Origin of the sequence: Sinorhizobium sp. B11, assembly GCA_039725955.1 — a bacterium.
Taxonomy (GTDB): Bacteria; Pseudomonadota; Alphaproteobacteria; order Rhizobiales; family Rhizobiaceae; genus Rhizobium.
The window spans coordinates 1,262,350-1,285,821 of the sequence record CP091033.1 but is presented as its reverse complement, the minus strand read 5'-3'; the positions used below and the strand labels follow the sequence as shown (position 1 = coordinate 1,285,821).

Below are 23,472 nucleotides of genomic sequence, written 5' to 3'. Positions count from 1 at the left end.
ATTCAGGAAGCTTGCTTCTTCTGGCGGTCAAGCGCGCGCTGCTTGCGGGTCTTTGGCCGCGCCTTGCGGAACGCCTGATCGAGAGCCCGCTGCCATTTGGTGAGTGACATCAGGCCGTCGATGAGGGTCAGCGCATGATCAAGCCGCGTGGAGAGTGCATCGTTGACCGCGCCCTGGATCTCCTCGAATTTCGCATCAGGAAAATGCCGGGCCAGAAGATCGAAGCGGGACGGCCTGGCGTGTTCAGCGCTGGTGATGAGGCCCCTTTGCGCCAGAAGCCTGAAATAGATCCGTTCGAATGTCCAGTCATGAACGTCGAAGACTTTCCAGCGCGCACTCCTTTTCCCGGAAAATCCGGCGAGCACGATCTTCGGCGTCAACTGAAGCTCCCGCATCCACGCAACCAGCGCAAAGCCGCTCGTCGGGATTTTATCCGGCGGATAGTGGCCCGACATCAGCGTCTCGAGATCACCGTACATGACCGTCGCACCGTTGAATGCGGCAACGGGACTGAAGCGCTCTTCGGGTGCGGTGCGGATATTCAGAATGCCGAGGAACTTTTCCGAGGTGAAGAATTTCAGGACATCATCCACCTCCCGCCGATGGACGATATTGGCGCCCATCATGCCGCTGCGCGCCACAAGAATGGCATGTCCGGGGAAACTGCTGTCGAGGACCTTGTAGACCTTGTTGAAGAAGACGAACAAGGTATCGCCGGGAAACTCCGTCCTCATCGACTGCGGATCGAGCGCCTCGCTATTGGCGACCAGAACGATGTGCGAATAGCGATTGAAGAATGCGCGCCAGGCATCGGCGCTCTGCGTTTGAAAAACGTGGCTTCCTGAATTTTCGGGTCCGGGATTCCTGTCGACCATTGGGACGCCCTCACTCGCGCCAAAGTATGTCTTCAGTTGTTGGGAGCGGTTCATCGCGCCGGCGCGCTTGCCGAACGCAAGAAGATAGTCGGCCGCCTTTCGGGAAGGACTGCGACGGCTGACAAATCCCGACCACGGTGTTTTCGAAAGCATGTTCGAATAGATCTCGGCATAGGTCGACTGCCCCGTCTGCACCGAAGGGTGCCACGGCTTGCGACGCCCGGTGAAATGCAGCAGCGCAGGATTGCGGATATAGCGCATGGTCCCGGTCTGGACATTCCATCGGTTGTCGAGCCGCTGCCACGTCCCATGAAAGGCAATATTGAGAATATCCTGGTCGTTGGAGGCGAAGGATCGTCCCGATCTCAGCAGCGAACGCGCCGTCTCGAAAAAGTCGCCGGCCCGGACGGCGGCGCAATCCATGAGAAAGACCCCGGCATTGAAGTATCCCGCTCCCCGGTCGAGGCCGAGCTCGCGCTCCCCGCTGTCCGATCTTGTCGGGGAAGGCAACGACGTAGTCATCAACGGCACCGATGGCCTTGCCGTTGAGATCGACATCGAAGAGTGGATCGATATTGCCGACGGCCAATATATCCGCATCGAGGTAAAGAACCCGCTCCAGGTTCTCGTTCATCAGCTTGTCGAGATAGAGGCGCGCAAGCGTCGACTTGTGCCAGCGGCCTGCCGTCTCGGGCGTATCGGTGGGAAAAGTGAAGTCGACGACGTCGATATTGATTCCGTTGGCCATGTTGAAGGTTGCAACGCCAGCCTTCTGGTCCTCGGGCAAATCGATGCCGACGATCACCAGTTTGATATCGTTCTTTTGACTGTTGCGTACGACTGACAAGAGTGTGCAGCATGCGGCCGGAAGCATCCGCGCATCCGTGAACACGTATATGGCCTTGCTATGTATGCCAACCGACATCCCGCCCCCTGGGAAATGCAATATTGAGCGACGACAGAATCCTGAATGAGCTCGTTACTAAATGAAGATTCAGGAAAATCCTACCGCACTCAACCGCGCAGACGGTGAAACATCGTGGACAAGCGAGTTTTGTCAATGCCATCAGGGGTTTTTACTTTTTCGGCAGTCGCCGCAGTGTCAACGACGAACCGACGCGGTAAGGAACGCCCGCCCGTGGCGTTCAGCAAACCTCGCCGGCCGGATCTCGGCTGCCAGATCGAAGCGGCGCCGGCTTTTGTGCAGACGTCGGGGACACCCCGGAAAGCTCGCGGCCCGCCGGGGTAATCCGTTGGCTAAGTTGTTCTGAGGCGGTTTGTTTTGCGCCACTCTTCGTATTCTCCGCGGGCATCGTCATGCAGCGGATAGTAACGCTGCAACGACCCGCCCTCCATGAGCTTCAGCCGAGAGAACTCCTCCCAGTCGTGATGCTTTTGCGACTCTTCGATTACTTTCGAGGCCATAGCAACTGGAAGAACCACCACCCCATCATCGTCGGCGACGATGATGTCGCCTGGGATGACCGTGACACCGCCGCAGGCAATCGGAACGTTGACGGCATTCGGATAGATGCTGGTCTGCACGTGGTAGTTGGGCGTCCACCCGCGCAGCCAGAGGGCGAGATCAAGCTTTTCGACATTGGGCCGATCGCGCATGCAGCCGTCGATGACAATGCCGGCGCCGCCTCTGCCTTTGAAATAGGTCGACATCATATCGCCGAAGACGCCAGAGCTCATGTCGCCGCGCGCGTCGACCACGACCACATCGCCCTCCTGCGCGTGATAGAGCACGTGCCGGTGCAACTGCGTCTCGGGATCGGCATATTCTCCCTCGTTGAAAAGGTCCGGCCGCTGCGGCAGGAACTGAAGAGTGAGGGCCGGGCCGACGATCGACTTCCCGCGGCTCTGCGATACGGGACCAACCATGTGCGGATTGCGGAAGCCCATGTGGCCGAGCGTACCGGCAATGGTCGCGGCGCCGATCTCCTTCAGCGCGTCGATCAGCTCTTTGGGCGGTCGCGTAATATCGGGCGTATGGGTCATTTTAGGCTCCGGTGGATGAAACTACCAATTGGTGACAGAACCGTCGCGGCGCTTGAGGTGAGGTGCTTCCCAGAAACGAAAGCTCTCCGCCTTGATTGCCTCTTCGTTGACCTCGACGCCGAGTCCCGGCAGGTCGCTCACCGGATAATCGGGGCCGTCGAGCCGCGGTTGCACGGGGAAGAAGTCGGAACTGTCGAAGCCGAGCTTTGCTTCGGGCGCTCTGGTCTCGAGCCAGGCGAAATTCGGCACCGCGGCGGCGAGATGGATCGTCGCGGCCGTGCAGACTGGGCCGAGGGGATTGTGCGGCATCAGGTCCACATAGTGCGCCTCGCTCCAGCCGGCGACCTTCATCGCTTCGGTGAGCCCGCCAACGTTGCAGACATCGAGCCGGTTGAACTGATGGATGCCACGCTCGATATAGGGCAGGAACTGCCACTTGCTGGCAAACTCTTCTCCGATGGCGAAGGGGATATCGGTCATCCTGCGCAGGGATTCGTAGGCTTCGGGTGTTTCGTCTCGTATCGGCTCCTCGAGGAAGTCAAGGACGCCACGGTCGAGCTTGTTGCAGAAGCTCGCCGCCTCTGCCACCGACAGCCGATGATGATAGTCGATGCCAAGAACGACGTCGTCGCCGAGCGCCTCGCGCGCCTTGTTCAGCATCCGTGCGGTAGGCCCGATCGACTCGCGCGGCTCAAAGATGTCCTTGCTGCTTTGCCCGATGGGGAAGAAGCGGATCGCCTGCCACCCCTGGGCATGGAGTTCACGGGCTCGTTCGATGGCAACATCGCCCTCGGCCTCGTCGCCGGTGGAGGCAAAGGTCGGAATGCGGTCGCGCTGCTTGCCGCCAAGCAGTTCGTAGGCAGGCACGCCCAGCGCCTTGCCCTTGATGTCGTGGAGGGCAATATCGATGGCGGAAATCGCCGCCTGCAGAACGCGGCCGCCTTCGAAATATTGGCTGCGATAAACTTCCTGCCAGATCCGTCCGATCTGCATCGGGTCGCGGCCGATAAGGAACTCGCGATAGTGCTCGATCGCGCCGGTCACGGCCTTCTCGCGACCGCTCAAGCCACTCTCGCCCCAGCCGAAGATGCCGTTGTCGGTCTCCACCTTGACCAGCATCTGGTTGCGCGTTCCTACCCATACCGGATAGGGCTTGATCGCCGTGATTTTAAGTTTCGCAGTCATAAACGCCCTCGTTCACGCGTATCCGCGTGGTCTCAGTTGGCCTTGAGAGCCATTTCCGTTTCGCCGTCGAACAGATGCATCCGCTCCTGATCGAACTCGAGCCAGATCTGTTCGTCGGGCGCGACGGCAATGGTCGGCGGGACGCTGACATTGACGATGGCGCCGGAGAGAAACGCTTGTACGAAAGTCACGTCTCCGGTCGGCTCCACTGTGTAGGCCTTGGCAGGGACGGTCCCAGGCATCGCACTCTTGTGCAGCTTGATCGTCGAGTGGCGTGCGCCGAGCACGACTTTCCTGCTGGTTGCCCTTGCGACCTTCTGGGCGTTTTTTTGGCGAAAGCTCGAGGCGCCAGCCTTCTGCGCTGGTCAACACGGTCTCGCCGCTTGCCGTTGACGCCTCCAATGGGACAAGGCTCATCGCCGGGCTGCCGACGAAGCTGGCGACGAACATGTTCACCGGATGGGCAAAAACCTGCGCCGGAGTGTCGTATTGCTGCAGGTAGCCGCCGTTCATCACCGCCATCCTGTCGGCCATGGTCACGGCTTCGAGCTGGTCGTGCGTCACATAGATGATCGTCGCCTTGAGGTCCTGGTGAAAACGCTTGATCTCCGAGCGCATCTGCACGCGCAGCTTTGCGTCGAGGTTGGAAAGTGGTTCATCCATCAGGAATACCGCCGGATCGCGAACAAGGGCGCGGCCCAGCGCCACACGCTGCTGTTGCCCGCCCGAAAGTTCGCGTGGCTTGCGCTCGAGCAGCTGCGTCATGTCGAGCACGCGCGCTGCTTCCCTGACCTTCTTGTCGATCTCGTCCCTTGGCAGTTTGCGCATCTGCAGCGGGAACGCCAGATTTTTGTAGACCGATTTCTGCGGATAGAGCGCGTAGTTCTGGAACACCATTGCGATGTCTCGATCCTTGGGATCGAGGTCGTTGACCACCTGGTCGCCGATGACGATGTCACCGGATGTGACCGGAATGAGCCCCGCCACAAGATTGAGCGTGGTTGTCTTGCCACAGCCTGAAGGGCCGACGAGCGCAACGAATTCGCCGTCATTGACCGTCAGCGAAACATCGTTGACAGCTTTGAAGGCGCCATAGGTCTTGACCAGATCTTTGAGGACCACGTGGGCCACCGGCAACTCCTTAGTGCTTGACTGCGCCTTCTGTGAGGGCGCGTACGAAGTAGCGTTGAAGAACGAGGAACAGGACCACGACGGGCACGCTCATCATGAAGCTTGCCGCCATCAGGCCCGGAAAGTCCGTCGTGTTTTCCGAGAAGAAGCGCTGGATGCCGACTGGCAGCGTCAATTGCTCGTTCTTGGAGAGGAAGGTGTAGGCGTAGATGTACTCGTTCCACGCACCGATGAAGGAATAGATCGCCGTGGCGATGATGCCCGGCGCCGAGAGCGGCATCACGATCAGGAGAAAGGCCTGGAAATCGCGTTGCTCCATCGATGCGTGCGGCCTGCTCGAGCTGCACCGGGATGTTGTCGTAGAAACCCTTGAGGAGCCAGATTGCCAGCGGCAGGCCGAATGTGAGGTAGGTGAGGACGAGCGACCCATGGGTGTTGATCAGCCCGATCGCGCGCATCAGGATGAAGAGCGGCACGAGAAAGATCACTGCCGGGAACATGTTGCGCAGCAGGACGGCGAAGAACAGAAAGTTTCGGCCAGGAAAGGTGAAGCGCGAAAACGCATAGGCCGCAGGAACTGCCACGATCACCGAAAGGATGGTCGTGGCGGTGGAGACGAGAAGGCTGTTCCAGAAAAAGCGCAGGAAGTCCTGGCCGACGCTGTTTTGAGGATCGAGCAGCTTCTGGTAGCTGGCAAGCGTGGGTTGGTCCGGCCACAATTGCGGCGGAAACTGCATGGCCGCGAAGCCGGACTTGATCGAGGTGCTCAGCATCCAGATCATCGGCAATGCGGTGTAAAGCAGCATGAACACGAGGAAGATGCGTCCGCCCCACCGCCATCCATCGATGCGGGTACGGCGGCGCGCCAGGCCTCGATGAGCAGTCCCGGCAATCGCGCTCATTCGCTTCCATCCTTCCGTTCGTTACCGCTCAGCGCACGGACGTAGAAGTAGCCGAGCGACATCAGGATCAGGAACAGCAGCACCGAATAGGCCGATGCCACGCCCCAGCGCTGGCGGCCGAAGGCGAGCTCATAAATGTGGGTGATCCAGATATGCGATGCATTCGACGGCCCACCGCCGGTCATGATCCAGGGGATGATGAAAGAATTGAAGTTGGCCACAGCCAGGAGAAGGATCGTCACGGTCGAGACGTTTCTCAAGTGCGGAAAGGTGACGTGCCAGAACCGCTGCCATGCATTGGCGCCGTCGACTTTTGCGGCGCGCAGCAACTGGTCGGGAACCGTCTGCAGGCCGGCCATCATCATGATCATGGCAAACGGAAACTCCCGCCAGATATTGACGACGATCAGCGAGGGCAGCACCGTCGTGACGCTGTCGATGAAATTCGGCGGCCGGTCTGCCAAGCCGAGGCCGACCAGCACCGCACCGATGATCCCGAAGTCCGAATGGTAGATCCACTTCCAGATATAGGACGCAGCGACCGCGCTGATGACCCAGGGAATGATCAGGATGGCACGCAGGATGCCCCGGCCGAGAAAGTCGCGATGAAGCGCGAGCGCGCAGGCAAACCCGAGGACGAATGAGATGAACGTGGATCCGAGCGTCCAGATAAGCGTGTTCGAGGTGACCGTCCAGAACACCGGACTTGTGAGGATAGCGGTGTAATTGTCGAGGCCGACGAAAATCTTGTCCCGGAGCTGCAGGCCAGGCGGTGTGTTAAAGAACGACAACTCGATCGTGTAGTAGATCGGATAGGCAATGACGATGAGCATCACGGCGATCGCGGGAAGCACGTACGCATAATCGGCGCGGTGTTCCCAAATCTTTCGCAGCAAGCCCGACCTGTCGGATTGCAGTCTTCGGCGAGTCTCGGCCTTCGAAGTCAAGATCGTCACTGTGCGCTGCCCTTATTCTTCGGAACAGACCGGCCGCGATCAAGGCGCAGCCGGTCAGATCGTCAGGCTTGGACTAAAGTCCGCCGTCCATCAGGCCCTTGACCTTCTTGGCCGCGTCGTCCGCTGCCTGGTCGACCGTCATGGCCCCGGTGAGGGCATTCTGCAGCATGTCGGGGACGATGATGTTCATGATCTCGGGCGACTGCGGCAGCGCCGGGAAGGGGATGCCGTATGGCAGCATTGAGGTCGTGACATCAAGGAACTTGATACTGTCGAGGCGTTCCTTCATCCACTTGGTCTTGAAGCCGTTCAGGTTTCCGGGGTTCGAGCCGGCATAGGCCATCTTCAGTGACCATTCGGGGCTCGTCCACATGCAGATGATAGCCTTTGCTGCCGGCTCATCTACCTTGCCGCCCTCGACATATTCGGGCTTCAGGATGTGAATATTGGAGCCACCGAACACGACGGCACGCTTGCCATCAGGGCCTGTCGGAATCAGGCCGTAGCGCATGTTGTCGATGACGGTCTGCGCTTTTTCCTTGTCGCTGCCTGTCGTCTTCTTCTGCAGGTCGAGCATGACGTTATAGTCGGACGGGTGCGAGATCATCATGCCGAGCTGGCCAGCCAGGAAAAGGGGCTGGTTATCGGCCTGCTGATTGGTCAGCGCCGAAACCGGAACCGACTTGTCGCGAACATACATATCGTACGAGGCCTGCAGTGCAGCCTTGCTCTGCGAACTATTGAGCTCGACCTCCTTATAGGCCGGGCTCGCGGTGGCCTCGTCAAAGACGCCGCCGCCATAGGCCCACAACTGCGGCATGAAACGATATGGCGTATTGCCCGCATTCTTGCGTGCCACGAGGCCGTAACCCGAAATGCCGAGTTTGTCGTGAATCTGCTTGGAATATTTGACAACGTCGTCCCAGGTTGCCGGAGCCTTGTCCGGATCGAGACCTGCACGCTTGAAGACATCGGCGTTCCAGATGAACGCCATCGTCTCGTTGTTGGTTGGAATGCCGTAGGTCACGCCATCCCAGGTTACAGCCTTCATCGCTCCGGGCCAGAAATCGTCAGTCGAATAGCCGACATCCTCAGGTTTGAGCGGCTGCAAATAACCCTTCGCTGCGAATTCGGTTCCGCCGAGGATCTGCAGGCGCACCGCCATGGGCGCTGCATTGCCAAGGAGCGCGGTCCGGAACTTGTCCAGAAGGTCATTATAGGTAAGGGCTTGTTCCTCAAGCTCAATGTTTGGGTAGGTTTTGCGGAAGGTCTCGAAGAAGTCCTTGTAATACTGGCGCAGGAGGTCGGGGTCGCCCTCGAACACGCCCTGATACCAGAAAGTCAGTCGCCCCTTGTAGTCGAGCGGAGTGACCTTGGAGCAATCGCCGGCCGTGTCGAAATCCTGTGTGCCGGCGATGGAGCGCACGTATTCCGGCGACCACTTGCTCAGGTCGACCGGCGCACCCAGCGCAGACACGGATGTCAACGATATCATCAAAGCAGTCGAAACAGTGCCGTGCAGGACAGCACGGCCGAGTGAAATCCTCGTCATAGGTAACCTCCCAGGTTTTCTCCCATGCCGCTCTGCGTCAAGGCGAGCGGTCTTTGCTCCCCGGCCGCGAGATTTTCCCTAATGTATCCCTTCGGCCTGATCATACGTTTTCAGATCGGCGATTGCCTGTCAATGACAGAAATCGTACATTGTTTTGAGAAGTATTGCGTGATATCTGGGAAATCTGTGTATTTATTGGGGACAATCTTGGCCGAAACGAGCGATTTTAAAGCGCAGCCGCCCGAAGGCATCGACGCTATCGGGGCCTCCAGCGAAGGCGCCTCGCTTTATCAACTGATCAGGGATGACATCATCGAAGGGCGGCTCGCTGCCAACGAGCGGCTTGTTGTCACCGATCTCGCTCGGCGCCACGGCACCTCGACCAACCCTGTGCGCGAGGCTTTGCAACTCTTGCGCGGGGAGGGCTTCGTCACCTTCGTTCCCAACCGCGGAGCGCGCGTGAGGCCCATAGATCAGGATTTCGTTCGGGACATCTACGAGATTGGGGTCTTGATCGAGCCGGCATTGACGAAATGGTTCGTGAACATGGCCACTGTAGAGGACATTGCTGAACTCGAACGCATCCAGGGCCTGATCGAAGAGAACAATTTCGCCGACCCTTTCAGGCACAGCGAGCTGGACACCGCCTTTCACACCGTCATGTATCAGAAGCACTACAACCGCCATGCCGCCGAGCTCTGGTGGAAGCATCGCGAAGTGCTGCGAGCCGTAAGTCGGCGTTTCGACTTCACGCTCGCCCGGCGTGCCGCGATCCTCAGCGAGCATCGCGAGCTTATCGCACATGTAAAAGCGGGACATGCCAACGAGGCCGCCGACCTCATTGCACGCCACGTCGAGGGCTCCGGCCGGCACATCCTCGAACACATGCGTGCGCGTAATGCGGCTCGAGCAGGCTAGAATCCATAACCCTGAATATCGTTATCCCGACCACTTCAGTTAAAGGCAGTTGAGATGAAAATCACCAGCGTTCGGCCGTGGCTTATCAAATCCGATGCTTCTTATTGGGGAGAGTTCCTGTTCATCGAAGTGACGACAGATGAGGGAGTGAGCGGCTGGGGCGAGATCACCACCACGACAAGGCTCGCCAATCGCGCCCTCTGCACGATCCTGCGGCAGATCGGTGCCGCTATTGCCGGCGAAGACCCGGCCCGGATCGAGTATCTGTGGCACAAGATATTCCGCAGCTTCACCTACATGGGCAGTCGCGGCGCTGCGGTCGAATGCATAAGCGCCATCGACATCGCCCTCTGGGACATCCGCGGCAAAGTTCTTGGCAAGCCGATTTATGAACTCCTGGGCGGACCGGTACGCGATGAAATTTCGCTCTACACCCATCCCGACCAGCGCAAGTTTACCAGCAAGGAGGCTGTGGTCCGGGAAATTCGAGACATCGTCGAGTCCGGCCACACCGCGCTCAAGTTCGATCCTTTGCCCCACCAGGGCCGCACCGCCGGCGGACAGGCTCGCGAGCAGCGGGATGGCTATCTCGATGGCAGCATGACCCGCAAGGACGAGCGCGAAGCTGCCGAGCTTACCGCCCTGATCCGCGAAACGGCAGGTCCCGACATCGACATCCTCATCGATGCGCATGGCCGCTTTGACGTTCCGACCGCCATCCGCCTTTGCCGGAGCCTCGAGGAAGCCGGTCAGATCGACTGGTTCGAAGAGCCCTGTCCACCGGAGAGCCTCAACGCCCTCAAGCAGGTCCGTGACAAGGTCAGCGCCGCTATCTCGTGGGGCGAGCGCGGCCACACGAAGTGGGATTTCGTGCCGGTGCTCGAAAACAAGCTTGCCGATTACATCATGCCTGACGTCACCTGGACCGGCGGCATAACCGAACTCAAGAAGATTTCCGCCCTATGCGAAGCCTACTACATCCCGGTCTCACCGCATGATGCCGCCGGTCCGATCAACGTGGTTGCGGGAGCGCAAGTGATGATGACCGTTCCCAACTTCTACAAGCTCGAAACGTCGGAGTGGAACCTGGGCAAGTATGATCACCTCATCGATAGGCCGCTCGACGTTTCGAATGGCAGCCTCAAGCTGACACTAAAGCCTGGTCTCGGCGTCGAAATGAACCGCGACTACCTGCAAAGCCACGAGATCGAGCTGGATTAGCCAGTCGCTCTACGCCGTCCCACCGTACGCGCGGTGACGTACCCTGCCGACCAAACGAGGATAGACCATGCTAGAGGCAGATGGAGCCGACGAGGCGCTCAATCGGGTAAACACGCATTCCAAGCCGTCAGAACTTCGCATCACCGACATGCGGGTTGCCGAAATTGTCGGCGCGCCGTTCACCTCAGCGCTGCTCAAGATCTACACCAACCAGGGCATCGTCGGGCTTGGCGAGGTGCGCGACGGTGCCAGCGCCACCTACGCGCTGATGCTGAAGAGCCGGTTGCTTGGCGAGAACCCATGTGACATCGATCGTCTGTTTCGCCGCATCAAGCAGTTCGGCGGGCACGGCCGGCAAGGCGGCGGTGTTTCGGCGGTCGAGATCGCATTGTGGGATCTTGCCGGCAAGGCCTACGGCGTCCCGATCTACCAAATGCTCGGCGGTCGGTTCCGGGAGAAAGTGCGCGTCTACTGCGATACCGACGCCACCGTGCCGAGCGGTGCCGAGACCGGTAAGCGCCTCAAAGAGCGCATGGAGCTCGGATTCACCTTCCTCAAGATGGATCTGGGATTGATGCAGATCGCCGACGTACCTGGTGCGGTCGTGTTTCCTGCCGGCTCACTGGAAGGATACCGCAACTCTCCCAGTCGCGGGCCGTTGAAGACCATTGAAGAACGGCGTCTTCGCAACGCTGCGTACGATCTGCATAACGTCCAGCACCCGTTTACCGGCCTGCACTTTTCCGACAAGGGCCTCGACCTGCTCGAGCAGTACATCGCCGAGGTTCGTGAGGTCATCGGCATGGATGTGCCGCTTGCGATCGACCATATCGGCCATATCTCGATGCAGAACGGCATTCGCCTTGCCAGGCGAATTGAAAAATACGTCCCGGCCTGGCTCGAGGATGTGATCCCATGGCAGTATAGCGAGCAATACCGACAGCTGCAGGACGCGACCACGGTGCCGATCTGCACTGGCGAGGACATATACCTCAAGGAAGGCTTCGAGCCTCTGCTCAACAGCGGCGGCGTCTCGGTTATTCACCCGGACCTGCTCACCAGCGGGGGCATCCTCGAGACCAAGAAGATCGGCGATATGGCGCAGGACCATGGTGTGGCCATGGCCATTCACATGGCAGAAAGCCCAATCGCCGCCATGGCCGCCGCACATGTCGCCACCGCGACCGAAAATTTCATGGCGCTCGAATACCACTCCGCCGATGTCGATTGGTGGGACGATATTGTCACGGGACTTCCCAAGCCGCTGGTGAAGGACGGCTTCATCACTGTTACGGACAAGCCTGGCCTGGGGATCGACGACGTCGTCGATGAAGTCATCTCGCAGCATTTGCAGCCGGGTGTCACCGGCATTTGGCAATCTACGGATCGCTGGGACGATGAGTATTCCTGGGATCGCACCTGGAGCTGAAGCAAAGGACCGAAGATGAAGATCACCGATCTCCGTTGCGCCGTCATCGGCAAACACCCGATCGTCCGCATCGTAACCGATGAGGGCCTCTATGGCCTGGGCGAAGTCGAATTTACCAAGTCCTACCTCAAACCCTTCGTGCTGCATTTCCGCGAGGCGCTGATCGGCGAAGATCCGACTGACGTCGAGAGAGTGATGCTGAAGATCCGCCAACGTGGCTCTTTCAAGCCGTATGGCGCGGCGGTCAGCGCTATCGAGCATGCACTGTGGGACATAGCCGGCAAGGCTGCGGGCGTGCCGGTCTATAAGCTGCTCGGCGGCAAGGTGCGCGACAAGGTGCGTGTCTACAACGGCTCGATCCGCCAGAAACGCGCGGGCGACCGGCCGGAGGATTACGCCGCTGACGTCAAATGGATGATGGAGCAGCCGCAGAACTTCTTCATGGTCAAGCAAGGAATCTCGTTCCACTCCAACATGAAGGACACGATTGAGGGCTTCCACTACGGCGTGACGCAGAAGAAGGCCGGCTACCACGGTGCCATGGATCAGGGCGTGATCAGCGAGCGCGGTTTCAATCACATGCTCGACTGTGTGATCGCAATGAAGGAAGTGCTTGGCGATAAGGTCAGCCTGGCGCTCGACTGCGGTCCGGGCTGGATGCTGCCTGATGCGATCAGGTTCGCTCGCGCAGTAGAGAAGTACAATCTGATGTGGCTGGAGGACATGCTGACTGGTGACTATGTGCCATGGGTCAACCCGCAGGCCTATCGTGAGCTGACGACCTCTACCTCGACACCAATCCACACCGGTGAGCAGATCTACCTGCGGCACAATTTCAAGGAGTTGATCGAGACGCAGGCGGTACGCGTCATCGGCCCCGATCCTGCCGATATTGGCGGTATCGCAGAGCTCAAATGGGTCGCCGAGCACGCTTACATGCATTCAATCCTGATGGCACCGCACGGCACGGCCAACGGACTGCTAGGCCTCGGCGCGTTGATCAACGTCTGCGCCACCTTGCCCGCAAATTACGTCGCATTCGAGTATCCAAGCGCCTCCGACCCTTGGTGGGAGGATCTGGTCATCGGCTTGCCGGCTCAGATTGTGAAGGACAGCATGGTGGACCTGCTGGAGGCGCCCGGGCTAGGCCTCGATATCGACGCCGAAGGAGCCAGGAAATATCTCAGCGAAGAGGATGCGGGCTTTTTCGACTGAACCTCCCTCCACATGCCGTGCGATATTGTTAGGCGCCAGGTGCTGGCGCCTGACGAAATAAGTGGTGTCGAACTGTAAACGGGGATGAAGGCTTCGATCTTCAGGGTCACTTGTCACTATTGGGTACAACGGCGGCGACCTCTTGCGGCTCCGCCCACCCCGCCGCCGAGGATGCGATTGATCTCACCGATACGTTGAATGTCTCATAAGACCTGAATCTTAGGTAATTTCCTACACTTCAAGTCGGCGCATACCAATGCCGGGGCAATCTTGGGATCGGCATGGAAAGCTATCGCGTGGAAACGGCTGCGTCCTTGGTTTTGAGGGGCACGGTGCGATCCTGCCGCTGCGCTTTCAGCTTATTGTCAGGAATCATCGCTAAAGCTTTTTCGACGCGTAGTGGGCTGGGGAAGGCGCGCCCAATCTCCATTCATCGACTCGGAACGGAAGTGACCGAACAGTCTCGCCGTTGATGCGGTATCGGGCTCATGGAAATGCAGTTCGATCGCCGGGTGCGCTCGTCTGCAAATTTCTGGTTCGGCCAGCGTTTAGAAGCTCAGCGCAATTGAGGGATCAAAGCAGAAGGTATCCTATGAGACTTGAATTCAAACGCTCGGCCTCGCTTCTGGCGGGTATCGCCTTTTGCGCTCTCGCGATGGCCGGCACGGCTTCGGCTGAAGATCTGGAATTTTCCATCTATGGCGGTTACCAGACGGCACCGCATAGCCATATCGATGTATCCGATGGCACCTCCTTCAGCGCCGGCTGGGAAGGCAAGTCGTTCGGCAGCCCGCCTTACTACGGCGGCCGTGTCACCTGGTGGCTGGGCGATTTCAACCTGCCGAACTGGGGCGTGTCTCTCGACTACACCCATGACAAGGTCTATGCCGACGACGAGACCATGGCGCGTTCACCGGGCTGGACGCATTTCGAATTCACCGACGGCCTGAATCTCCTGACGGTCAACGGCCTCTATCGCTTCAAGGACCCGGCTCGCCGCTGGACCCCCTATCTTGGCGCCGGCGTCGGCGTGAACATTCCGCATGTCGAAGTCACCCGTCCCCAGGGCACGACCTTCGACTACGAATTCGGCGGCGTAACCTTCCAGGCGCAGGCCGGCGTCGACTTCCGCGTCACCGACAACTGGTCGACCTTCGTGGAATACAAGGGCACCTATTCGCGCGTCGATGTTCCGATCGACAGCGGCGACCGCCTGAAGACGAATATCGTCACCAACGCGGTCAATGTCGGTATTTCCTACCACTGGTGATCGTCGCAAGCGATAAGCGCTGATACCCGATGCAGGTTGCTGCCCATCCCATCAGCCGCAATCATCGGGTCGGTGGTTTCGCGATAGCCGATCCGAGATCGGAAAAGCATCTGGCCGTATGGTGCATCGGCACGATATGGTCCTGTTGGCTTTATCCTCGGGACGGCTGCTGGGCCAAGCTAACAACGGTGCAACCAGCCACTAGGTCGCAAGGGACGGATTGTGCGTATTCTCCTGGTCGAAGACGACGAGATTATCGGTGAGGCGGTTCGCGATCACACGAATACGGCCGGTTACGCGACGGACTGGGTCCGCACGGTCGTCGATGCAGAAGCCGCAAGCAGGTCATTCGAATACGGGCTCGTTCTCCTTGATCTGCATCTTCCGGACGGCAACGGTCTGGTCTTCCTGGAATATTTTCGGGCTCGGGGCGGGGAGGCTCCAGTGATTGTCCTCACCGCCAAAGATCAAATATCAGACCGCATCGCCGGACTTAACGCGGGTGCGGACGATTATCTGATCAAGCCGTTCAACCTCGACGAACTCGAAGCGCGAATCCTTGCCGTTCGTCGTCGCTACGAGGGACGTCGGCGAAATACCATCGAGGTTGCGGATATCGTGATCGAGAGATCGTCGCACTCTATCAGCGTCGGCGGACAGGACGTTCAGTTGACTCCGCGCGAGTGGGCGTTGCTCGATCTGCTTGTCGAGCGTCCGGGAAAACTCGTTACGCTGAAACGGATCGAGGACGCCCTCTATGCTTTCGGTGAGGAGGTCGAAAGCAACACAGTGCAGGTGTATATCAGCAGATTGCGCAAGAAGATCGGAATGGAGAAGATCAGGACCGCCCGAGGGCTCGGCTACATGCTGGCGGTCGAATGAGAAGAGATCGAAGCATCGTCCGACCTCTTATAGCCGCGCTCACAGGCGTGCTGGTGCTGTTCTGGCTTGGTGCCATCGGGCTTGGGATCTCGGTGATGAGGTCGGAATTCGACGAGATCTTCGACAATGCGCTCGAGGAGACGACCGAACGATTGCTGGCGATCGTAGAAGAGGGGCAATTGCCGAATGTTCAGGAGGGAGAGCAGTCGCATCGCGCGCCATCGACCCCATCCAAAAAGGAATATCTTGTCTACCAGGTTCGCGGCAGGGACGGCGCGGTTGTCTTTCATTCGAAAGACGCACCGCTCGAGCCGTTTGATGTCCCTCTGACCGTCGGGTTTCACGACACGGACAAGTATCGATTTTATACGGCAATGAGCGCGGATGGCTCTCTCTTCCTGCAGACGGCGGACCGGTTCGGCCACCGGCGTGAGGCGGTGCGGGAGAGCGCGGTGACGATGCTCATCCCGCTTGCCATCCTGCTTCCGCTCAGTTTTCTCCTGATGACGTGGATTGCCAGAAGAGCCGTCGATCCGATCAACAAGCTGCGTGAGGCGATCTCAAAAAAGGGCAGTGGCAACCTGTCGCCTGTCGAGACCGAGACCGTACCCCGGGAACTGAAACCCATCGCCCAGTCGGTGAACCTGCTCTTGCAGCGCGTGCGGGCGGCGATAGCCGCGGAACGGGAGTTCGCCACCAACAGTGCTCATGAGCTTCGCACGCCCGTGGCTGGCGCGCTTGCGCAGACGCAAAGACTTCTCGCCGAGTTGCCGGATGAGGTCATGAAAGCGCGTGCACGCAATATCGAGGCGGCGCTTTTAAAGCTCGGACGCACGTCGGAAAAGCTTCTCCAGCTTGCCCGAGCTGACGCCGGTCTCGGGCAGACGGCTGCGACGAGCGATCTTCGCCAGGTGCTTGACCTGATCGTCCGCGACTATCGCCGCAGTCCAGCGATAGAGCACCGTCTCGCCTACAGCCCGGCGGCAGATCCCCTCATGCGGGCCGTCGATGTAGATGCTTTCGGCATTGTGGTCAGCAACCTCATTGAGAATGCCATCCTCCACGGACGGCCCACCGGCATAATCGACGTATCGGTAAACAGCGACGGCAGCATCAGCATCTCCAATGATTGCGCGCTACTATCTGCGGCCGATCTCGATGGGCTGAAAGTCCGGTTTCGCAGAGGGGCGACGTCCGCCAGGGGCGCTGGTCTGGGGCTCTCCATCGCCGATACGATCGTCCGACAAATGGGAGGCGTATTGGAACTTCGATCGCCGGCGAGCGGCCGCTCGGAAGGGTTCGAGGCCCGCATCTTGACCGTCAGGCCCGAACAGCGTCGCGACGCCAGGACAGGGGCAGGAGCCGCCCATCGTTCGCGTAGCTGAAGACGAGTTGTCTGCGGGCAAACTGGTGGGCGAGCCAAAGCGTGAATGCGGCGCCGACCGCCCAGCCCATGATCGTATCGCTTGCCCAGTGTGCGCCTATCATCTGACGGGAGAGGCAGATCGCAACGCCAATTGCGACAACGAAGGGCCGGAGCGCCGGAAACGTCAATGCGACCGACATTGCCATCGCGCCCGCAGTTGCGGAATGGCCGGACGGGAAAGCGGCGAATTCTGAATTGAAAGCGAACGGTTTGAAATAGAACGGTCCGTCGACAGCAAGCAGTTCTGGCCGCGCCCGCCCCACGATGTTCTTGGCCAAGGCGCTTGCAATACCTGCGCCTGCTACAGACAAGAACACGAAGGCGGTAATCGCGGTTGCGGCATTTACTTTGCGGACCGTCGAGCGGCACAAACCGCCGAGAGGCATCACGATGCGAGAAAGCAATATGATGCCCGTGACGGTCAGGAGGAGCTGACCTGTCCCGAGGTCGCTCAGCCAGTTGATAATGCCGTGCAATTGTTTCGGGACGGATTGCATCCAGACACCGAGGGCGAGATCGGCCTCGTTCATGGTCACGAGCGACGCCAGGAAAAAGACGAGAAGTATGAAGGTGGGTCTCTCCAGGAGCGCTCTGCGCGATGGCACGACCTGGATCTGGCTGGTAAAAAATCTCCGGTAACCTGCCCGCAAGCGCTTTCGTGCGCGTCCCAGAATTCGGTCTGTCGCCGCAGCGAGGGCGACGAAGAGCAAGGCAGACCTTTTGGATATCGCGGGGACGTCGGTGGCTTGTACGCTCACTGTAATCGAACTTCCGTGGGTAATCTCGGCAAGAGGGGTGATCGGGAACATCACTCCACTGCGAAGTTCGATAGCCGATCAGCCTGACAACAGCCTGAAGGCGATTTTCCCGGCTTGAGAAATCCGAGCGGACGGCGGGCGGGGTCGGGCGGTCACAACGAGAATTTCTCGCTGGTGTGATGCTGACGGGAGGGCACGATGATGGACGTTCACAGTGTAATTGGCGGCGCAGGGTATGTGGGGAAGAGGACGCGCCGTCGATACTGTTCATTCACGGATGGCCACAGAACAGCTTTGCTGGAAGCCAGTATGAAAGCACGCGTGCAGAAATATCCGCCTCGTTGCCTCGGCCTGCGCGGCCATGGCGGATCGGTGCTCCCCTTGACGTGGGTATTCCACTGAGCTGCAGCTTTGGGCGGACGATATCGCCGCCGTCATAGATCAGCTCAACCCTTGCAAGCCGGTTCTTGCCGGCAAGGAGGCCTAGTCCTGACTGGCAACTACCGGCACTGTGCCTTCGTCCGGAACACGGGCCTCGGTCTGCCTGGCTGCTGACACAAGGCGCCGCTGTGCGCGGATTGCGTGCCATTGTTGGTCGATGAGGACGCCAATAAGGATAACACCACCCATGACGGCGAAATTTAGCGACGAGGGGATGCCGAGCAGATTAACGAGGTTCTGCAACTCCTGGAGCAGGACTGTTCCGAGCACGACGCCGACGATCGATCCCTCGCCGCCGCGGAGCGAAAAGCCGCCGAGTACGGCAGCGGCAATCGCGTAGAGTTCATAGAACTGGCCATGGCTGGCCGGCGAGATCGAGCGCGTATACATGGCGAAATAGATTGCCGAAAGCGCCGTCAACAGCCCGCAGATGACATAGGCCGACATTACCATCCGGCCGGTACGAATACCGGAATAGCGGGCCGCTTCCTCGTTCTTGCCGATCGCGTAGAGATAGCGCCCAAAGATTGAGCGATGCAGTACCACCCACATGACCACGGAAATGATGACAAGCGCAATGAAGGTGTTGGGAACGCCGTAGAACCGTCCGGCCGTCAGAAATTCGAGGTCCGGGAAGTTCTGACCGAACGCAAAGCCCGCCGTTCCGTCGGCCGTATAGAAGCGCGCTGCACCGCGATAGATAAGGAGACCGCAGAGGGTGACGACGAAGGGCTGCAGGTTCAGTCGGGTGATCAGCAAGCCGTGGATGGCACCTATACCCGCGCCGAGCACGAGAATGAGTGGTAGCGCCAGCATCCATGGCATGTCCTGGACAGCGACGAAATCGACAAACAGCACCCCGAGCAGGGCTACGAGCGAGCCCACCGAAAGTTCGATACCGCCTGTAATGATGACGTAGGCCTGACCGATCGACAGGATGCCAAACAGGCCGATCAGGTTGGCGGTATTCGCCAGGTTGATCGGCAGCAGGAAGCGCGGATTGATGATGGCGACGACGACACCGACGACGACGATGAGAAGCAGCAGTCCAAGATCTTTTTTGACCATGCGAGAACCATTCCCGATACCTGATTATATTGTCGCGGCTGCTATTTTACGCTTTTACCGACAGCAAGCAAAAGCACGCTTTCCTGACTGAACTCATCCTCATCGAGGATGCCGGCGATTTGGCCTTCATGCATGACGGCAATGCGGTCGGAAACGCCGATCACCTCTTCCATGTCGCTGGAGATCATCAGGATCGCAACTCCGGCATCGGCAAGCGCCCGCATAAGTCCGTAAATCTCGTTCTTCGCGCCAATATCGATGCCGCGTGTCGGCTCATCGAAGATCATCACCTTGGGGCTCATCGACAACCATTTGGCAAGCACCACCTTTTGCTGATTGCCGCCCGACAGAGTGCCGGTTCGTGTCGAAACGGAGGGCGCCTTGATGCCGAGGCGAACGCGCTGCTTTTCGGCCGCCGCAATCTCCCGCTCGGCGGAAAGCATGAAGCGGCTGGCGAGCGCGGGAAGGTCGGCAAGGGTTATGTTCTGGGCGATCGGGAAATCAAGAAGTATGCCGTTACGCTTGCGATCCTCCGGGACCAGGAAAATACCGCGAGCAACGGCATCCCGCGCGGAACGAAGCACGATTTCCTCTCGGTCCTGCACAATAGCTCCGCCGTAACTGCGGTCTATGCCGAAGAGCACCCTTGCGAGCTCGGTGCGGCCCGACCCGACGAGGCCGGCAAGCCCGAGGATTTCTCCATACCTCATTTCAAGATCGACGGGGCGACTGGGATAGGCCGCAGTACGCACGCCGCTTGCTTTCAGCGCAACTGATCCAGGTGAGCGCTGCGGCTTTGCCGTACGGGCCGCAAGCGCCCGGCCGATCATCAGCTTGACCATCTGATCGTGACCAATGTCCTTTTTTGCGAGCGTGCCGACAAGTGCACCATCGCGCAGGACTACAACCCGGTCGGCGACGCGCTCAACCTCGTGGAGGCGATGCGAGATGAAAATCACACTGATGCCATCCGCCTTCAGCAACTTGATGATATTGAGCAGCCGTTCGGTTTCCGCCAACGGAAGGCTGGATGTTGGTTCGTCGAAGATGACCAGCCTTGCGTTGATGGATAGCGCCTTGGCAATTTCCACCATCTGCTGCTCTGCAAGCGAGAGCGATGCCACCGGCGTGTCGGCGGAGAAATGCGCGCCCACGCGCTTCAGAAGCGGCTTCACCATGTCCCTTAGGCGATCGCGATCGACGAGCTTGAAAGGTCCCGCCTTCAGCGGTTCGCGCCCAAGAAAGATATTGGCAGCGACATCGAGATTCTCAAAGAGATTGAGTTCCTGATGCACGAAGGCGATGCCGGACGAGATGCTCGATTCCACAGTGAGGTGACGAAGCTCTGTCCCGTCGAGCAGAATCCTTCCCCGGTCGGGGGCAATCACGCCGCCGAGGATCTTCATCAACGTCGATTTTCCGGCCCCGTTTTCGCCGACGAGGCCGATGACCTCGCCTGGCGCGATGTCCAGTGAAAGGCCGTCTAGTGCAACGACGCCTGGATAGGTCTTGCCAACTCCGGAAAGCGAAAGGAACGGCGTTGAGGGCACGCCCGGTGACGGGATGTCGCTGCTATGATTCATCGCCTGCCCATGACTGCTGGTAATGTCAACGTATTCAGCGGCAGCGGCGAGGGCCGCCGCCGCCGCGAAGCCGGTTTATTTTCCGGCCATGGCCTTCAGGTTGGCGGCATATTTGTCCACGTCATCCTTGCCGATGATGACCGTGGGGATAATGATCAGGCCGTCGGCAGGAACGCCGGACTTGTCGCCCTTGAGGTAGGCGGCCATCAGTTTCATGCCCTGATAGGCCCATTCGAACGGCTGCTGGACGACGGTAGCGGCGATCGTGCCTTCTTTGACGCCCCCAAGTGTAATCGGGTCGTCATCAAAGCCGACGACGGTGATCTGGCCAAGCTTGCCTGCGTCACGAAGCGCCTCATAGATGCGCGGCGTGTTGTAGGAATAGAAGCCTACCATGCAAGTCAGATCGGGGCTGGCGACCAGCGCATCCTCGACGTTCTTCTTGGCACGAGTCTGGTCGATGTCGTCCCCGCGAACGTCCACCAGCTCGATCTTGGTGCCCTTGAGCCCCTCCTTCATGCCTTCGATGCGTTCGCGAGCATTATCGGCACCCAGCAGGCCGACGAAGCCCATGCATTTGCCGCCGTCCGGCATCGCCTTCTTGGCGATTTCGGCGGCCTGCTTGCCGGCATCAACGTTCGAGGAGCCGATATAGGCGACGCGATTGGTCTTCGGTGCGTCGCTGTCGGTGGTGAAGAGAGCCGTCTGCGAGCCGATTTTGTTGAGGCCGTCCGTCTGGGTCTTGGGATCGACGGCGGAAACCATGATCCCCTTGACGCCAGCACTGACGAGATCTTCCATCAGGCGCTGCTGAATGGCGACGGCCGCCTGCTCAGGATATTTGAGTTCCATGGTGTAATCAGGCATTTCGCTCTGCGCCTTTTTCACCCCCGCCTCGGCGGCTTTCCAGAAGTCGGACGCTCCGTTGACGACGAATGCGAGCGTCGGCTTGTCGGCAGCGTGGGATGCAGCCAGAGGCACCACGCTCAGCATCAACCCGGCGAAAAACAAGGCAGCATTCTTGCGTTTCATTTGTTTCATAATACTCCTCCCGAAGGCCGCAATTGCGAGGGCCCGTTCGCGACTTACGGTCGGCCGAATGCGCGCGCCCCCTCCAAGGGCCTGTCGCAAGGCGACGTCTGGCATGGGTGCCGATCGCCCTCCGACGGTATACCAGAATCTCAATTAGTAAATAGTAATATTAGTGGGAGTAGCAGGAGCTTCGGCATAGCAGTTCGATGGAGAAGTTGTACCCGCTGCCCCGCGACCGCTTGTTCCTTTTTCAGGGGAACTCGCCATCACTCGATATCCCCGCAACCAACGGCCAGTCCGCCGGCAGCGCGCCGCCGGCGCCCGGTGCAATGCCGCCGAGGCAGGTCCGTGTCCGAATTGCTGTTTGCTACGATCCCTGAATTGCGCCAGTCAATCAGACCAGCGCAAGGGCTTCTCGTGTTCGCTAGAGCGGATACGAGATCAGAGGGCGCCGTAAATGGTATTGCGCAGGTCGACGGTGAACTGCCCCCACATGCCCTCCAGTGCAGTATTGGTCAGCGCCACGACCGTCAGTTCCTTCTGTGGATCCACGAACCAGCTGTGACCATAAACCCCGCCCCAGCGATAGGTGCCCTTTGACCATGGTGCCTGCGCGGCGACGGGATCGGTGACCACGGCCCATCCGAAACCGAAGCCGATTCCGGGGTCCAGCGGCTGGCGCACGCCGTGCGCCTGGTCGCGGGTCATAAGGTCCACCGTCTCCTCGGAAAGAAGCGGTGCACCGCCTTTACGGATTGTCTCCAGTATCGCGAGCACCTCATGCGCCGTTCCTGCCATGCCGGCACCGCCGGAATGATAGGACTCGGGATCGAAGATGCGGTCTGGCGCAAACTTCACCGTTCCGGTCAATGCCACGACGGATGCTTCCGCTCCCATGCGCGCGGGCTCGGGCGAAGCGTTCTTATAGGCCGCCGCCAGTCTCTCGCGGTCAGTAATGTGGAACGCGGTGTCGCGTAGCCCAAGCGGGCCGGTCACAAGCCTTTCGATCGCCTCGCCAAGCCTCGTGCCGGTTTGCTTTTCGATGACACCGCCGATGACGTCCATCGACAGCGAATATTGCCAGTTTGTGCCCGGCGTGAAGAGCAGGGGCGCGCTTGCGATACGCCGGAGGTTTTCGGCCAGAGACAGACCGGGCTCCGCCAGCCCGTCGGAAACGCCAGCACGAACATAGGGGCCATTTTCCTCCGTGAACCCGTAGGTCAGACCCGCCGTATGCGTCAGGAGATCGCGGATAAGGATCACCGGTTCGTTGCCGTCCGCGAGACGCGGCCGGAAATCCGGCAGCCATCTCGTCACCGGATCGTCCAGTTCGATTAGCCCCTGTTCGACTAGACGCATGGCTGCAATCGCAACGATCGGCTTCGTTACCGATGCCAGGCGGAAGATCGTATCCTCGGTCATGGCGCGGTTCGCCTCGCGGTCGGCCAGGCCGGCAGCGCGGTGGTAGACAAGTTCGCCATGCCGAGCAACGAGAACGACCGCACCCACGAGCCGCCTTTCGAAGAGCGTGTGATCGATGACGGCGTCGAGGCTTTCAGCCAGGGAATTGTCTGCAACAGCAGTTTCGAGAGGGAGACTCATGTGACCAAACCTCCTATATCAC

The 23,472-nt window shown here is 59.4% G+C and carries 18 protein-coding genes and 2 pseudogenes; 8 read left to right on the top strand and 12 right to left on the bottom strand.

The genetic code is table 11. From position 1 onward, the window contains the following. Positions 1-2: 2 nt before the first annotated feature. Positions 3-1,136 carry a 3-deoxy-manno-octulosonate cytidylyltransferase gene (locus tag LVY75_05745; protein XAZ19658.1) on the bottom strand — a complete coding sequence of 378 codons (1,134 nt, stop codon included), beginning with the start codon at positions 1,134-1,136 and terminating at the stop codon, positions 3-5. Between the two features lie 79 nt (positions 1,137-1,215). On the opposite strand from LVY75_05745, the gene LVY75_05740 reads away from it, so the two are divergent. Next, complete coding sequence (locus LVY75_05740; GenBank protein XAZ19657.1) at positions 1,216-1,719, top strand: hypothetical protein; 504 nt, start codon at positions 1,216-1,218, stop codon at positions 1,717-1,719. 413 nt (positions 1,720-2,132) lie between these two features. On the opposite strand, the gene LVY75_05735 is transcribed toward LVY75_05740, so the two are convergent. The 6 genes and pseudogenes from LVY75_05735 to LVY75_05710 form a co-directional block, all read right to left on the bottom strand. Continuing rightward, positions 2,133-2,879: a ribonuclease activity regulator RraA gene (locus LVY75_05735; protein ID XAZ19656.1), complete on the bottom strand. Its 747-nt coding sequence runs from the start codon at positions 2,877-2,879 to the stop codon at positions 2,133-2,135. 21 nt (positions 2,880-2,900) lie between these two features. After that, positions 2,901-4,064, bottom strand: a complete 1,164-nt coding sequence (locus tag LVY75_05730; protein XAZ19655.1) for a mandelate racemase/muconate lactonizing enzyme family protein — start codon at positions 4,062-4,064, stop codon at positions 2,901-2,903. Between the two features lie 32 nt (positions 4,065-4,096). Then, positions 4,097-5,195 (bottom strand): annotated as a pseudogene (locus tag LVY75_05725) (ABC transporter ATP-binding protein). A 10-nt stretch (positions 5,196-5,205) separates the two neighbouring features. Beyond that, positions 5,206-6,097 (bottom strand): annotated as a pseudogene (locus LVY75_05720) (carbohydrate ABC transporter permease). After that, the gene (locus LVY75_05715; GenBank protein XAZ19654.1) at positions 6,094-7,053 is read right to left on the bottom strand and encodes a sugar ABC transporter permease; all 960 of its coding nucleotides are present in this window, start codon (positions 7,051-7,053) and stop codon (positions 6,094-6,096) included. Before LVY75_05715 ends, LVY75_05720 begins: the two are co-directional and overlap by 4 nt. Before the next feature lie 73 nt (positions 7,054-7,126). Continuing rightward, positions 7,127-8,605 carry a sugar ABC transporter substrate-binding protein gene (locus tag LVY75_05710; protein ID XAZ19653.1) on the bottom strand — a complete coding sequence of 493 codons (1,479 nt, stop codon included), beginning with the start codon at positions 8,603-8,605 and terminating at the stop codon, positions 7,127-7,129. A gap of 207 nt (positions 8,606-8,812) precedes the next feature. Between LVY75_05710 and LVY75_05705 the strand changes: the two genes are divergently transcribed. The 7 genes from LVY75_05705 (at position 8,813) to LVY75_05675 (ending at position 16,925) form a co-directional block, all read left to right on the top strand. Then, the gene (locus LVY75_05705; protein ID XAZ19652.1) at positions 8,813-9,523 is read left to right on the top strand and encodes a GntR family transcriptional regulator; all 711 of its coding nucleotides are present in this window, start codon (positions 8,813-8,815) and stop codon (positions 9,521-9,523) included. 54 nt (positions 9,524-9,577) lie between these two features. Continuing rightward, on the top strand, positions 9,578-10,744 hold the full coding sequence (locus LVY75_05700; protein XAZ19651.1) for a mandelate racemase/muconate lactonizing enzyme family protein: 1,167 nt from the start codon (positions 9,578-9,580) through the stop codon (positions 10,742-10,744). Between the two features lie 67 nt (positions 10,745-10,811). Continuing rightward, positions 10,812-12,173: a mandelate racemase/muconate lactonizing enzyme family protein gene (locus LVY75_05695; protein ID XAZ19650.1), complete on the top strand. Its 1,362-nt coding sequence runs from the start codon at positions 10,812-10,814 to the stop codon at positions 12,171-12,173. A gap of 15 nt (positions 12,174-12,188) precedes the next feature. Then, positions 12,189-13,388: a mandelate racemase/muconate lactonizing enzyme family protein gene (locus LVY75_05690; GenBank protein XAZ19649.1), complete on the top strand. Its 1,200-nt coding sequence runs from the start codon at positions 12,189-12,191 to the stop codon at positions 13,386-13,388. A 592-nt stretch (positions 13,389-13,980) separates the two neighbouring features. Further along, positions 13,981-14,658 carry an outer membrane beta-barrel protein gene (locus LVY75_05685; GenBank protein ID XAZ19648.1) on the top strand — a complete coding sequence of 226 codons (678 nt, stop codon included), beginning with the start codon at positions 13,981-13,983 and terminating at the stop codon, positions 14,656-14,658. 222 nt (positions 14,659-14,880) lie between these two features. Then, on the top strand, positions 14,881-15,540 hold the full coding sequence (locus tag LVY75_05680) for a response regulator (protein XAZ19647.1): 660 nt from the start codon (positions 14,881-14,883) through the stop codon (positions 15,538-15,540). Beyond that, positions 15,537-16,925, top strand: a complete 1,389-nt coding sequence (locus tag LVY75_05675) for a HAMP domain-containing histidine kinase (GenBank protein ID XAZ19646.1) — start codon at positions 15,537-15,539, stop codon at positions 16,923-16,925. The genes LVY75_05680 and LVY75_05675 overlap by 4 nt, the downstream gene beginning before the upstream one ends. Here the strand turns inward: LVY75_05675 and LVY75_05670 are convergent. The 5 genes from LVY75_05670 to LVY75_05650 form a co-directional block, all read right to left on the bottom strand. Next, complete coding sequence (locus tag LVY75_05670) at positions 16,861-17,571, bottom strand: phosphatase PAP2 family protein (GenBank protein ID XAZ19645.1); 711 nt, start codon at positions 17,569-17,571, stop codon at positions 16,861-16,863. The genes LVY75_05675 and LVY75_05670 overlap by 65 nt on opposite strands. 636 nt (positions 17,572-18,207) lie before the next feature. Next, positions 18,208-19,233, bottom strand: coding sequence for an ABC transporter permease (locus LVY75_05665; protein ID XAZ19644.1), 1,026 nt, complete (start codon positions 19,231-19,233; stop codon positions 18,208-18,210). Positions 19,234-19,274: 41 nt separating this feature from the next. After that, a complete protein-coding gene (locus LVY75_05660; protein ID XAZ19643.1) occupies positions 19,275-20,816 on the bottom strand; it encodes a sugar ABC transporter ATP-binding protein in 1,542 nt (513 codons plus the stop codon). Positions 20,817-20,891: 75 nt separating this feature from the next. Beyond that, entirely contained in the window at positions 20,892-21,857 is a 966-nt protein-coding gene (locus tag LVY75_05655) for a sugar-binding protein (GenBank protein XAZ19642.1), read from the bottom strand. A 432-nt stretch (positions 21,858-22,289) separates the two neighbouring features. Next, positions 22,290-23,450 carry a beta-lactamase family protein gene (locus LVY75_05650; protein XAZ19641.1) on the bottom strand — a complete coding sequence of 387 codons (1,161 nt, stop codon included), beginning with the start codon at positions 23,448-23,450 and terminating at the stop codon, positions 22,290-22,292. Positions 23,451-23,472 lie beyond the last annotated feature (22 nt).

Excerpts from the sequence above, each read along its gene's own strand:
- LVY75_05745 (XAZ19658.1), bottom strand. The coding sequence starts at position 1,136 with ATGCGCTATATCCGCAATCCTGCGCTGCTGCATTTCACCGGGCGTCGC.
- LVY75_05735 (XAZ19656.1), bottom strand. The coding sequence starts at position 2,879 with ATGACCCATACGCCCGATATTACGCGACCGCCCAAAGAGCTGATCGAC.
- LVY75_05730 (XAZ19655.1), bottom strand. The coding sequence starts at position 4,064 with ATGACTGCGAAACTTAAAATCACGGCGATCAAGCCCTATCCGGTATGG.
- LVY75_05710 (XAZ19653.1), bottom strand. The coding sequence starts at position 8,605 with ATGACGAGGATTTCACTCGGCCGTGCTGTCCTGCACGGCACTGTTTCG.
- LVY75_05700 (XAZ19651.1), top strand. The coding sequence starts at position 9,578 with ATGAAAATCACCAGCGTTCGGCCGTGGCTTATCAAATCCGATGCTTCT.
- LVY75_05695 (XAZ19650.1), top strand. The coding sequence starts at position 10,812 with ATGCTAGAGGCAGATGGAGCCGACGAGGCGCTCAATCGGGTAAACACG.
- LVY75_05690 (XAZ19649.1), top strand. The coding sequence starts at position 12,189 with ATGAAGATCACCGATCTCCGTTGCGCCGTCATCGGCAAACACCCGATC.
- LVY75_05685 (XAZ19648.1), top strand. The coding sequence starts at position 13,981 with ATGAGACTTGAATTCAAACGCTCGGCCTCGCTTCTGGCGGGTATCGCC.
- LVY75_05675 (XAZ19646.1), top strand. The coding sequence starts at position 15,537 with ATGAGAAGAGATCGAAGCATCGTCCGACCTCTTATAGCCGCGCTCACA.
- LVY75_05665 (XAZ19644.1), bottom strand. The coding sequence starts at position 19,233 with ATGGTCAAAAAAGATCTTGGACTGCTGCTTCTCATCGTCGTCGTCGGT.
- LVY75_05660 (XAZ19643.1), bottom strand. The coding sequence starts at position 20,816 with ATGAATCATAGCAGCGACATCCCGTCACCGGGCGTGCCCTCAACGCCG.
- LVY75_05655 (XAZ19642.1), bottom strand. The coding sequence starts at position 21,857 with ATGAAACAAATGAAACGCAAGAATGCTGCCTTGTTTTTCGCCGGGTTG.
- LVY75_05650 (XAZ19641.1), bottom strand. The coding sequence starts at position 23,450 with ATGAGTCTCCCTCTCGAAACTGCTGTTGCAGACAATTCCCTGGCTGAA.